Annotated in this window: 9 protein-coding genes; 7 read left to right on the forward strand and 2 right to left on the reverse strand. The window is 52.0% G+C overall.

The genetic code is table 11. From position 1 onward, the window contains the following. The first annotated feature begins 107 nt into the window (after positions 1-107). From Q4E93_RS28035 to Q4E93_RS28055, 5 genes are all read left to right on the forward strand, one after another. The gene (locus Q4E93_RS28035) at positions 108-1,298 is read left to right on the forward strand and encodes a nucleoside permease (RefSeq protein WP_303591037.1); all 1,191 of its coding nucleotides are present in this window, start codon (positions 108-110) and stop codon (positions 1,296-1,298) included. Between the two features lie 10 nt (positions 1,299-1,308). After that, on the forward strand, positions 1,309-2,502 hold the full coding sequence (locus Q4E93_RS28040; protein ID WP_303591039.1) for a Gfo/Idh/MocA family protein: 1,194 nt from the start codon (positions 1,309-1,311) through the stop codon (positions 2,500-2,502). A gap of 14 nt (positions 2,503-2,516) precedes the next feature. Further along, entirely contained in the window at positions 2,517-3,848 is a 1,332-nt protein-coding gene (locus Q4E93_RS28045; RefSeq protein ID WP_303591042.1) for a hypothetical protein, read from the forward strand. Between the two features lie 219 nt (positions 3,849-4,067). Continuing rightward, entirely contained in the window at positions 4,068-5,039 is a 972-nt protein-coding gene (locus Q4E93_RS28050; RefSeq protein WP_303591043.1) for a ribonucleoside-diphosphate reductase small subunit, read from the forward strand. A gap of 44 nt (positions 5,040-5,083) precedes the next feature. Then, positions 5,084-7,471, forward strand: a complete 2,388-nt coding sequence (locus tag Q4E93_RS28055) for a ribonucleoside-diphosphate reductase subunit alpha (RefSeq protein ID WP_303591044.1) — start codon at positions 5,084-5,086, stop codon at positions 7,469-7,471. Between the two features lie 66 nt (positions 7,472-7,537). On the opposite strand, the gene Q4E93_RS28060 is transcribed toward Q4E93_RS28055, so the two are convergent. Together Q4E93_RS28060 and Q4E93_RS28065 are read right to left on the reverse strand one after the other, a co-directional pair. Next, positions 7,538-9,517, reverse strand: coding sequence for a sialate O-acetylesterase (locus Q4E93_RS28060; protein ID WP_303591046.1), 1,980 nt, complete (start codon positions 9,515-9,517; stop codon positions 7,538-7,540). A 20-nt stretch (positions 9,518-9,537) separates the two neighbouring features. Then, positions 9,538-11,265, reverse strand: coding sequence for a phospho-sugar mutase (locus tag Q4E93_RS28065; RefSeq protein WP_303591048.1), 1,728 nt, complete (start codon positions 11,263-11,265; stop codon positions 9,538-9,540). Positions 11,266-11,542: 277 nt separating this feature from the next. Between Q4E93_RS28065 and Q4E93_RS28070 the strand changes: the two genes are divergently transcribed. Continuing rightward, complete coding sequence (locus tag Q4E93_RS28070; protein ID WP_303591050.1) at positions 11,543-12,922, forward strand: DUF4339 domain-containing protein; 1,380 nt, start codon at positions 11,543-11,545, stop codon at positions 12,920-12,922. A 135-nt stretch (positions 12,923-13,057) separates the two neighbouring features. Further along, positions 13,058-13,378 (forward strand): hypothetical protein, encoded by a 321-nt coding sequence (locus Q4E93_RS28075; protein ID WP_303591052.1) that lies wholly within the window; start codon positions 13,058-13,060, stop codon positions 13,376-13,378. The last annotated feature ends 33 nt before the right edge of the window (positions 13,379-13,411 follow it).

The raw sequence follows: 13,411 nt of genomic DNA on the forward strand, positions 1-13,411 counted from the left end.
TTCAGCCTGCAAGATAAAGCGTTTGAAAAATATTTATCCTAAACATTTTTCTTTAGTACGGCATGAACCCTTAAATTGTCGCTTATTTTATCTTCAACCACTGCAAAATGAAAATGAAAACAGGCGTTCAGCTGGCATTTATGATGTTCGTAGAGTATTTCATCTGGTGCTCCTGGTATGTCACTATGGCAACTTATATGGGAGAGCACCTTCACTCCTCGGGCATTCAGATCGGTGCGGCATACAGCGCACTTGCCATCGCCACCATGATCTCCCCTTTTTTCATCGGTATGGTTGCCGACCGTTATTTCTCCGCTGAACGCATCATGGGTGTCATGCACCTCCTCGGCGCGGTCCTCCTCTTTGTCGCTTCGACCATTAAAGGTAATTCTGCCTTTTACTGGATCATCCTCCTCTATTCACTGCTCTATATGCCGACCATCGCATTGTCCAACAGCGTCGCCTTTCACCAGATGTCTGATCCCGGCAAACAATTTCCCTGGATCCGCGTCTTCGGGACCATCGGATGGATCGTCGCGGGTTTGCTGGTAGGTTACCTCGGTTGGGAGAAATCCAATGCTACTTTCCACCTGGCCGCGGGAGCTTCCCTCGTCCTGGGCATTGCCAGCTTTTTCCTCCCCAACACCCCTCCCAAAGGCGTCGCTGCCGATGCCTCATCCTCACTGGGGACACAGGCTTTCGTCCTCTTCAAAAACCGTCCCTATCTGATCTTTTTCATAGCCGCTATCCTGGTTTGCATCCCCCTCTCCTTCTACTATGGCTTCGCCAATTCCTTCCTGAATGAGCTGGGTATGAAAAATGCCGCAGGCAAGATGATCATGGGCCAGATCTCGGAAGGTCTCTTCATCGTGGCCATCCCTTTCCTTTTCAACAGCATCGGGGTCAAAAAAATGCTCCTGCTGGGCATGACGGCCTGGATCCTCCGCTATATTTGCTTCGCCTACGGTAATATTGAGACCAGCAGCTGGATGTTGTACGCAGGCATCATCCTGCACGGCGTTTGCTACGACTTTTTCTTCGTCACAGGATATATGTATACGGAAAAGAAAGCAGGTCAGCAGATCAAGAATGCCGCCCAGGGACTTTTCACCTTTGCCACCTACGGATTAGGCATGTTCATCGGCACGTGGTTCTCCGGGTACATTGTCGACGGATATGCGGCAGGTACAGGGCATGACTGGAAAGATATCTGGCTCGTACCCGCCTACATCGCCGCAGGCGTCCTTATCTATTTCATCTTATTCTTCCGGGAAAAAAAACAATTGCCCAATAATTAAACCATCTTATATGCAAAAAATTGCCATGCTGGGCTCAGGCTTCATCGGCCGGTTCTATGCCGAATCCATCCAGGGACAACGCAGCCGCGATAAGATCATCAGTATCTACTCCCGCAGGGAAGAGTCGGCGAAGAAATTTGCCGCAGATTATGGTTGCAGCCATTGGACCACGGATATGGAAGCCTCCATCGCTCATCCCGAAGTCGATGTCGTCTGTATCTCCCTGCCGAACAACTTACATGAGGCAGCCGTCATGCTTTGCTGCAAACACAAAAAAGCCGTCATCTCCACCAAGCCACTGGGACGCAACGCCGCGGAAGCCAAACGGATGCTGGAAGCCGTAGAGACAGCCGGCATCTTCAATGGCTACCTGGAAGACCTCGTCTATACACCGAAATTCCTCAAATCTTATGACAGCGTAAAGAATGGCGCATTAGGCCGGATCCTTTGGGCCAAGTCCCGCGAAACACACCCCGGCCCGCACAGCGAATGGTTCTGGGACATCGGGCAGGCAGGCGGAGGATGCATCCTCGACCTGGGTTGCCATTGCGTGGAGATCGCACGCACCTTCATCGGTAAGGATATAAAGCCCATAGAGGTCATGTGCTGGGCCGACACACAGGTGAAACCCATCGATGCTGAAGACCATGCCATCGGCCTGGTAAAATACGAGAATGGCGCCATCGGTCAGTTCGAGGTCAGCTGGACTTTCCGGGGAGGTATGGACCTGCGCGACGAAGTAATGGGCACCGAAGGGACTATCTGGATGAATAACTTTTTACGCACAGGCCTCGAAATGTTCACCACAGGCAAGGGCGCCGATTACGTGGCGGAAAAAGCAGAGAGCAATACAGGCTGGCTTTTCCCCGTAGGCGATGAGCTCAATGACCTGGGCTATAACCACATGTTTACCGATATGTTCAACGCCATCGAGAAAGGTACGGCCCCCCGCGAGACATTTTACGACGGCTATGTGGTGAATGCCATCCTGGACGCTGCTTATCGCTCCGCCAAATCCAAATTGTGGGAACCTGTACAGCTGGACGTCTGGCGCGGCCGCACCGGCGTCAGCAAGGACAGCCACCTCACCGAGTACGATGCCGAACATTACCTGGTGAAGGAAGAGGTCACCCATTACGGAGCAAAAAAAGTCATCCTCAAACACAAGGCTACCGGGAAGATCAGCGAGCAGACTGTCAATTAAGCAACAGCGCAAATATGTTCATAAAGGCCGCCCGGATATTCGCCGTTTGCTGTGGATTGGCAGTACTGATTTTCTCCGTCCTGCGCGATATCCATTATGACAAAGAATTTCCGGGCGACCTTCGCAATCGTATCGTCGGCGCAAGAATGATCGAAGACGGTCATTCCCCCTATTTTTATAAGTGGCGGAAAGGCGACGGCCTTCGATACTACGATCCCACGAACTTTGATACCGTCAAACCCTCCGCCTGTACATCCACGCCTTTCATTCATCATCTGCTGCGTCCCCTGGCGGACCAGCCCCAGGCGAAGATCTCGCAATACTGGCTGGTCCTGGAATACCTCATCCTGACAGCAATGACGCTCTTTGCCTTTTACCATGCAACAACCAGGGGACAAAAATGGGCCGTCCTTGCCATAGCGCTGCTTTTCCTGCTGACCAATGCCTGGAAATGCCAGGTGTCTCACGGACAGACCTACCTGCTGATACCGGCCTTTGCCACGGTGCTGTTTGCATGCCTCCGGCGCAGGGAAAATATAGGATGGGCCCTGCTGGGAGGACTGGCTGCCGCTTGTATGATGCTGATCCGCCCTTATGCCGTTCTCTTTTTTTTACCCCTGCTATTGCACTTACGGACCTTTCCCCGGAAATGGTTGCTGGCTTTCCTTATCCCGGGCCTGTTGCTGACCGGCTGGATCATCACCAGCCGGTGGGAATACAGCCTCTGGCAGGACTACGCCAGGATGCTGCAGGAACACCTGAAAATAGCGCAGGACCTGCCGCATGACATCCAATACAACGAGCCCGATCCCCATTACCCGCACTGGGAAGGCATAGACCAAGCCATAACCCGCGATGCCATGGCCCACACCCTGTCGAAAGTTTACTCGGAGAATGGCAATATATTCGTATTGTATCGATTGCTGCTGCACCGGAAATTACCGGTGGCCGCACTGGCTGTGCTTAGCCTGGGCACTATCCTGACACTTACGACCCTCTTTTACCGCCGGAACTGCACCCCCCGGCCCGGATCCACTGCGTCAGACCTGACTAGGATGGCTATTTTCGGGTTCTGCCTGTATATGATCGCCGACCTCTTTTCACCCATCTACCGGCACCAGTACTACACCGTGCAGTGGATATTCCCCTTGCTGCTGGCGGGTTCTATCTGGTCTCCGCGATGGAGGACGTGGTACATTGCAATGGCGGCGGGCCTTCTGCTCAGTATCATTCACCTTCCTTTTCTGAAAATGGCCAATACAGTGGGGGAATACATGATCCTGCTGGCATTATTGGCTATATCAGGGCTTTCCCCGGAGAACATAAGCCGTAAATCACGCCAGTAAGGACTTCCCAATTCGCGGAAAAAGCTATGCACACTCGGTGGAAAACATAAGCATTGTTTTTTAGATGTCTATGTTATTTTTGGGTTAGTTCTTTAACGGACGGGGGGCTTCCTACCCCCAACCTTCGATTAAGAACCTGCCGCCCGATACCGTTCTAGTTGGAATTTATTCGAGCCACTGATGTTCACCTAATGTGTTAATCTGCAATCTGTTTTAAAAATGGAGCACGGAAACGAGATCTTATTGAAAGAAAATAAGGACAGGTTTGTCATCCTTCCGATTAACTATCCCAAAGTTTGGGAAATGTATAAAAAGCATGAGGCCAGCTTCTGGACGGCCGAAGAGATCGACCTTGGTCCGGACCTCCAGGACTGGGCTAAGCTAAATGATGGCGAACGCCATTTCATCTCCCATGTACTGGCCTTCTTCGCCGCCAGCGATGGTATCGTGAACGAGAACCTCGCCGTCAACTTCATGAGTGAAGTGCAGCTCCCCGAAGCAAGGTGCTTCTACGGTTTCCAGATCATGATGGAAAACATCCATTCCGAGACCTATGCCCTGCTGATCGACACCTATATCAAAGACCCTCAGGAAAAATATCGCCTGTTCCATGCCATCGAAACGGTCCCCGCCGTCCAGAAGAAGGCCGAATGGGCCCTCCGTTGGATAGAAGGGGGGAATTTCGCCGAAAGACTGGTGGCGTTCGCCGCCGTGGAAGGCATATTCTTCAGCGGCAGCTTCTGCTCCATCTTCTGGATGAAGAAGAGGGGGCTCATGCCCGGGCTTACTTTCAGTAACGAGCTGATCAGCCGCGACGAAGGGCTCCATTGCGAGTTTGCCTGCCTGCTGTATAGTATGCTGCAGAACAAGCTCTCCCAGGATGAAGTATACGCCATCATCGGCGATGCCGTCCGCATCGAAAAGGAATTTATCACGGAAGCATTGCCCGTTGACCTCATCGGTATGAATGCCCGTTTGATGCAGCAGTACATCGAATTCGTGGCCGACCGGTGGCTGGGTGAGCTGGGCTATCCTAAAATGTTCAACGCATCCAATCCATTCGACTTCATGGAAATGATCTCCCTGCAGGGAAAAACCAACTTCTTTGAAAAAAGAGTGGGAGATTATCAGAAGTCTGGCGTTATGTCCGGAAAGGAATCGCAGACCTTCAGCCTGGAAGAGGACTTTTAGCCCTCCCGCTGCTAATAAAACTACTAACCCATTAAGAATACATTATGCAGGTCATTAAAAGAAACGGCAAAAAAGAATCCGTGAAATTCGACAAGATCACGGCACGTATAGAAAAGCTCTGCTACGGGCTCGACAGGAGATTTGTCAACTCCATCGACGTCGCCAAAAAAGTGATCGAGGGCCTCTATGACGGCGTGACCACGACTGAACTGGATAACCTGGCCGCTGAAACAGCCGCCTCTCTCACCGTGAAACATCCGGATTATGCGTTGCTGGCCAGCCGCATCGCTGTAAGCAACCTCCATAAGAACACTATCAAGAGCTTCTCCGGGACAATGAAGTTGTTGTACGAATGCACCGACAGCAAGACTGGCAAGCTGGTGCCCCTGCTGTCCGACGACATATGGGAAGTCATAAGCCTGCATGCGGAATTGCTGGACTCCACCATTATATACGACCGTGACTATGGCTTCGATTACTTCGGGTTCAAGACCCTGGAGAAATCTTACCTGCTGAAAGTGGATGGCAAGGTGGTAGAGCGCCCCCAGCACATGTACATGCGCGTAGCGCTCGGCATTCATAAAGAAGATATCGACAGCGCTATCAAGACCTACCATTTGATGAGCGAACGCTGGTTTACACATGCCACTCCTACCCTCTTCAATGCAGCCACGCCCAAGCCGCAGATGAGCAGCTGCTTCCTCCTCACCATGAAGGACGATAGCATCGATGGCATCTATGACACGCTCAAACAGACGGCAAAGATCTCCCAGAGCGCCGGAGGTATCGGCCTCTCTATCCATAATATCAGGGCCACCGGCTCCTACATCGGGGGAACCAATGGTACCAGCAACGGTATCATTCCCATGCTGCGCGTATTCAACGACACGGCCCGCTATGTGGATCAGGGCGGCGGCAAACGCAAAGGCGCCTTCGCGATCTATCTGGAACCCTGGCATGCGGACGTGTTCGAATTCCTCGACCTGCGCAAAAATCATGGCAAGGACGAGATGAGGGCCCGGGACCTGTTCTATGCCCTTTGGATCCCCGATCTGTTCATGAAGCGCGTGGAAGCCGGCGGCGACTGGAGCCTCTTCTGCCCCCACGAAGCGCCAGGACTGGCAGAATGCTGGGGAGAAGAGTTTGAAAAGCTGTATACCCGGTACGAAGCGGAAGGCCGCGAACGCAAGACCGTTAAAGCCCAGGACCTCTGGTTCGCCATCCTGGACGCCCAGATAGAGACAGGTACTCCTTACCTGCTGTACAAGGATTCCGCCAACCGCAAGAGCAACCAGCAAAACCTGGGTACCATTAAGAGCTCCAACCTCTGCACCGAGATCATCGAATACACATCCCCCGACGAAGTAGCCGTGTGCAACCTCGCCTCCCTGGCCCTGCCCCGGTTCGTCTCCAATGGCGTATTCGATCATCAGAAGCTATACGACGTCACTTACGAGGTAACGAAGAATCTCAATAAGATCATCGACGGCAACTATTATCCCGTGGAAGAAGCGCGTAACTCCAATATGCGCCACCGCCCCATCGGACTCGGAGTACAGGGCCTGGCAGATGTGTTCATCTTGCTGCGTCTCCCCTTCGAGAGCGATAAGGCCAAGCAGCTGAATAAAGAGATCTTCGAGACCATCTACTTTGCGGCCATGACGGCTTCCAAGGACCTCGCTAAGGTCGAAGGCGCCTACGAGACCTTCCCCGGCTCTCCCGCTTCCAAAGGCATCTTCCAGTTCGATATGTGGAATGTAGAACCCACTCTCCGCTGGGATTGGTATCGCCTCAAGGACGAAGTGATCAAATTCGGCGTGCGCAACTCCCTGCTGGTAGCGCCCATGCCCACCGCCTCGACCTCCCAGATCCTGGGTAACAACGAATGTTTCGAACCCTACACTTCCAATATTTACGTGAGAAGGGTGCTCAGCGGAGAATTCGTGGTAGTGAACAAGCACCTGCTGAAAGACCTGGTGGACCTCAACCTGTGGAATGACGACATGAAGAATAAGATCATTTCCCACAACGGCTCCATCCAGCAGATTGAAGAGATCCCCGCCGATATCAAAGAGATCTACAAGACCGTCTGGGAGATCCGTCAGCGTAATATCATCGACATGGCCGCCGACAGAGGCGCCTATATCTGCCAGTCGCAATCCCTTAACCTCTTTGTTGAGACTCCTTCCGCCAGCAAGCTGACCTCCATGCATTTCTACGCATGGAAAGCAGGACTGAAGACAGGCATGTACTACCTGCGCACACAGGCAGCTTCTCAGGCCGTACAGTTCACCGTGGAAAAACAAGGAGGCAAAATGGTCGAGCCGCTGGTGAGCCAGCATAGCCTGAAGGTAGTGGAAGGCAGTGGCATCGAAGACATAGCAGGCCCCTCCTGCAGTATGCAGGACGGATGCGTCACCTGCAGCGCATAGCATAACTCATAAAAAAAACCGGGCCATCTCATTAGATGCGCCCGGTTTTTTTATACATCAGATCGTTTATTTCCCCACCGTATACTTCACCTCTTCCGTCACCCCCTTCCATTGATCCGTCCGGAAAGGCACGGCAGGCAACCCGTCCTTATTAAAAAGATTCGCCTCCCCTGCAAAGTCCGCCCAGCCATAACGCACCGCCACCGGCGCCGTAACACCGTCCTGCCATACCGTCACCGTATTCCCTTCGATGAAAGCCTTCGCATAATGCCACTGATGGTCAGTCCCTGCCACCTCAAAGCCCCGCAGGTATCCATACACGTCCGGCGTGCTCAAGCCGCCACCCACATGATCGAATTGAAGCGTCACCTTGTCCCCACTGGCCTGCATCGACTTATACACAGGCCCGCTGTATTCCAGCGATTGGCCATAGATGTTATGCAGTGCGATGTAGGCCAGCCGCTTGCCGACATCCTGCTTATTCTTTGGATGAATATCCGTGGCATTTCCAATATCCGTCGTCACGGCCATCCCCGTATTGGGCAATGACAAGGTCATCGCCTGCGCCTCCCGCAATTCAGCCCAGGAACTGCCCTTCCCGCTGTTGCCATTTCCGGCATTGAAGCTGGCCAGCTGCACGAAATAAAAAGGGAAATCGCCCTCCTTCCAGCGCGCACGCCAGTCCATGATCATTAACGGGAATCCCTTTCTGTATTGGTATGCCCTGCCCGCATTAGCCTCACCCTGGTACCAGATAGCGCCCCGGATGGTATAAGGTATCAACGGATTGATCATCGCGTTGAACAACAACGTGGGAGCGCTGTTCGGCCCCACGGCTGTACTCATTGCGATGTCGGCAACCCGGAACGACCATTCTCCCGCCAGCGGCAGCTCATGGTCGCCGATGGTGCATTTGAACTCACCCGCATAAATGCCTCCCCCGCCGCCCGTGTCAAGTACGCGGACAGCGATGACATTCCTGCCGGCTTTCAGTAGCCCCGCCGGTATGTTATATTGGCGTTGGGCGGCATAATTGGTCGTCGCGCCCACCTTTGTCCCATTGACGTAAGTCTCATCCGCATCGTCTATCTCTCCCGCCGCCAGCACCGCAGCTTTCCCCGCATCGGCTTCGGAGACCTCGATAACCTTTCTGAACCAGACAACACCATCCAAAGCGTCCAGTCCCAGACCGGCCTGCTCCCAGGTCCCGGGTACCTTCATATGCGGCCATTTGCTGTCATCCAGGTCCGCCGATGCATATTGCGCCTCTTCTCCGGCTGCAGGCATGGAGCCCTGCAGACCAAGGACCACTTTTGTCAAGGCTTCTTTCTTCTGCTGAGCAAGCACTTTCATATCCGCTAAAGGAGGCATGGAAGTGATCATGTCCTTATATTCGTCACTCTGCTCGAATGCACCCTTGCTGGTCCAGGTCTCCACCATGGTGCCGCCCCAGGAAGTATTGATCAGTCCAATGGGAATATGCAGTTTTTGATAAATTTCGCGGGCGAAAAAATAGGCGGTGGCGCTGAAATCTCCCGCCGTCTCCGGACTGCAGACCTTCCAGTCCCCGCTGGGAATATCTTCCTGTGGAGCAAGCGCCGTTGTGTTGGGGACTTTGATGTGACGAATGGCGCTGTAGTCTGCTGCAGCGATCTCCTGCTGATAATTGTTGATCCTTCCCCAGCCGGCTATCTGCATCTCCATATTGGACTGGCCACTGCAGATCCAGACCTCTCCTACCATGACATTGCTGAAAGTCCTGGCAGGACCGCTTTTGCCGGTGACCTTCAGCTCATAAGGGCCACCCGCTGATTCCGGACCAAGCTGCAAGGACCAACGGCCTTGCTTATCCGCTTTGGCCATTCTGGTCTGACCGTGGAATGAAACAGTGATCTTTTCTCCGGCACTCCCCCATCCCCAGACATTAATGGGCTTATCGCGCTGGAGCACCATGTTATCACCGAAAATACGGGGAAGAGAGACAGAGGCAAAAAGGGAAATAGTTACAAATACAAAGAAAGCAAGCAAACAGGTCTTTTTGATCATATGGAACGTTATTAATATCCTTATTTCAATTTCATGTCCTTGATAACGCCTTCGATACGGGCGTTTAGCTCCGCATGGGCACGGTCGAAATCCGCCGCATTCGACAGTTTGGTATGGACGCTGAAATAGAATTTTATCTTGGGCTCCGTACCGGAAGGCCGGGCCGATATTTTCGTGCCGTCCTCCAGGATGAACTGCAGCACATTGGACTCCGGTAGCAGGATGGCCCAGCTCGCTCCTGTCTGGAGGTTCTTGCCGCTCCGCAGCTGGTAATCCAGCAATTCCACCACTGGCGAGCCATTGATCGTAGAAGGTGGCTGGCTTCGGTAAGCCGTCATCATATCAGCGATCTCCTTTTGTCCGTTCATCCCCTTCTTGGTAATGGAGATCAAAGACTCCTTGTAAAACCCATATTGAACATATAGCTCTATCAGCTTGTCGTAGAGGGTATGCCCCTTGTCCTTTTCGTAAGCCGCCATCTCGCAGAGCAGGGCCACAGCACTGACTGCATCCTTGTCCCGCAGGCGATCCCCGATCATCAGTCCATAGCTTTCCTCACCCCCGATTACATAATGCTCGGTATCCTCTTTCTCCTTAATAAGCTCGGCGATATATTTGAAACCGGTAAGTACGTTGTAGCATTTTATATCATTGCGCCGGGCGATTTCATCGATGAGATCGGTGGTTACGATTGTCTTGACAACCATATCATTAGGCTGGGCTATGCCTTTTGCTTTCCGGGCTTCGATCATGTAGTTGAATGCCAGGACCGCCGTTTGATTGCCATTCATCAGTACCCACTCGCCCTTTTTGTCCTTAATGCCAATGCCTACCCGGTCGGCATCCGGGTCAGTACCCAGTAAAATATCCGCGTCTATTTGCTTGGCCTTCTTCAACCCGATGCTCATCGCCTCGCTTTCCTCCGGGTTGGGATAGATCACAGTAGGGAAGTTGCCGTCAGGAGTAGCCTGTTCATCCACGACATGAACATTGCTGAACCCGAAACGCTGAAGCACTTCCGGCACCAGTTTGATGCCCGTACCGTGAATAGGCGTATACACGATACGCAGATTATGTTGTTTTTCAATTACTTCAGGGTATACAGACAGGTCCCGGACCATGCTGATATAGGCTTCGTCCATGTCCTTACCGATCATCGTGATATTGGCTTCCCCCCCTCCCCATTTCACCTCATCGACAGAGGCGATCTTCTCCACCTCCTTTATTACATTCTTGTCATGCGGAGGCACCAACTGCCCCCCATCATCCCAGTAAGCTTTATAGCCATTGTATTCCTTTGGGTTATGACTGGCCGTACAAACGACGCCCCCCTGGCACTGTAGCTGGCGGATCGTAAAGCTTAGTTCAGGCGTAGGCCGGAGAGATTGAAACAGAAACACTTTTATCCCATTGGCAGCGAATACGTTAGCGGTAGTTTCCGCGAAAAATCGGCTGTTGTTCCGGCTGTCATGCGCAATGGCTACCCGGATCTCTTTACCAGGGAAAGACTTCTTCAGATAATTAGCATAGCCCTGGGTAGCCATTCCAACCGTATATTTATTCATGCGGTTGGTCCCTACGCCCATAATTCCCCGAAGTCCGCCCGTGCCGAATTCCAGGTTCCGATAGAAACTTTCGGTCAATTCAGTGGGGTTCTCCTGCTTCAACCGCAGGATCTCGTCCTTGGTCGCCTGATCATAATTTCCTTTAAGCCATGATTCCGCTTTATCCTGTATTGAGACATCCATATCGTTCGTTTTTGCTGTTTGATGAACCCTCGTTCACTAAATTATTGGTTAGGAGGCTAATTTCGGTAAGATCGATAATATTAACAAATCTGACGAGAAAGATTCCCTGGCACTGCGTTATTATTGATAGAAATACTAAATTTGTTACGTCAATCCCCTGAAATACCTCTCACAGAAGTATAACTTCCCATTCACAATATCCGGTGAGAAAATTGCTTCGTTTCTCTGTACCGTTTGATGATGATTTAATTTGTACACCTCTTAACCGGATATCTGGATGACAACTTATTTGTTATTACGCGACAACAAGCAAAGCGGCCCTTATTCCTTCGATGAGTTGAAGGAAAAGGGATTAAAGGCTTATGACCTTGTATGGATTGAAGGCAAGAGCGCAGCCTGGCGCTATCCCAGTGAGATAGAAGAGCTGATCGCCTTCGCACCCATAGTGGAAGAACAACCATTTGATCGTTTCTACAAAAAGCCTTCCCAAATATCGAATGTCCGTCCTTCGGGTAACGAGCCTTCGGCTCGTCCGGGGATTATATCGGCTGCCCCTGCCGGTGAACGGGCTTCTTCCAACCCAATGGTCGCAGCCTCCGTTATGTCCGGCGATACATCCGCGGTTCCCGGCAAACGTATCATCTACGTCACCCTTCCAGCAGGAAAGTCGATCCCGGCCGCCCGTACCCCCGTCCAGGAACAACCGCCCGCGCGAAAAGAAGTAGCGCAGCCCCCCTTGCATGAAAAATATTTGCCGGACCATTCCGCCGCCCCGCAGCCTGCCTTATCACAAGATATGCCTGAGGAGAATCCTTCTCATTACCTGGAAGACTGGAAAGCGGGTGTGGAAATAACGCCCCGTGCCTACAGGCCCCGTCGGTCGTCCCGTCTCGGCCAATCAGTAGTCATGGTACTGACAGTGGTAGCCCTGCTGGCGGCCGGGATCTTCATTGGACTTTCCATTAACAAAAGCTCATTGGGGTTCATAAAGAACGCCTCGCTGCATGACGGCAAGGACAAGCCGGCGTCAGTCAATACCTCTCCCGTGGATCATTCTTCCCAGCCTTTGGCCATTAACAGTCTGCCTCCTTCCATTCCGGCCAGGGATGTCGTTCCAGCTAAAGATAGCATTGTCGCAGCAGCTCCTGCAGGAGCCGCAATAACAAAGGTGCCCGCTCCTAAAGTAAGCAGTCCTGTCAGGGGAAAAGCCGTACCTGCCATACAAAAGTCTCAGGCTGCCGTCACAACAGCCAGGGACTCGTCACTGCTGGCCACACCTGCCGTCCACAGGGAGTCCAGCCACCGGGCAGATATATCCGTGGAGAAAGTAGACAAAGATGTCATCCGGAATAATTTGTCAAATCTTGTCTCCCTCGGCGCCAGTGGCTATACGGTGGGTACATTCGGAGGTATATCCGGTCTGCAGCTCACGGTGAGCAACCGTTCCGTTTACGCATTGGACCTTGTCGTGGTCGAAGTGCAGTATATTCAGGCCAATAAAAAAGTATTTAAGACGGAAAACCTGTATTTTCGAGGTATTGCACCAGGATCAGCGCTGATGCAGGAGGCACCTAAAAGCTCCCGAGGCATAAAAATACAGTACAAGATCACGCTGGTTAATTCAAAAGAGCTGGGTTTGTCCTATTCGGCATTGTAACAAATGAGCCCACGCTGAATCTGATAACTATGGGTTAACGCTTACTCTTTCTCATTTGGCATAGTAGTTGAAACCATGTTACATCCCCTGGTCCCCGCCCCTGTTCAGTAATTGAACTCTTTAAATCGACTTTGTATGAAAAATGCAATGGTGCAACTAGGATTAGTTGTAATAGGCATTGGAAGTATTCACGCTGTTAAACTATTACACACCTCGACTATTCACGCACGGATATCTCCCGCCACGGCCGCTGAGAAAGTTTGGGCTATTCACGGTAAGGATTCTTTGAGGATGATGAGCGATGCCGACGGTCATTATTATTTCATCACACTCCACCCGGGCTATTGGGAACTGAAGGTCGACGCCAAAAAGCCTTACAAAGACATCATAGTCAAATCCGTCGATGTACCTCCGGGGACAGAAAAGGACATGGGCGAATTCACACTGATACAATAATATTTTCAATTACTGTAGGGACGCCATTATCTT

The organism is Flavitalea plasmicola, from assembly GCF_030546645.1.
GTDB lineage: Bacteria > Bacteroidota > Bacteroidia > Chitinophagales > Chitinophagaceae > Puia.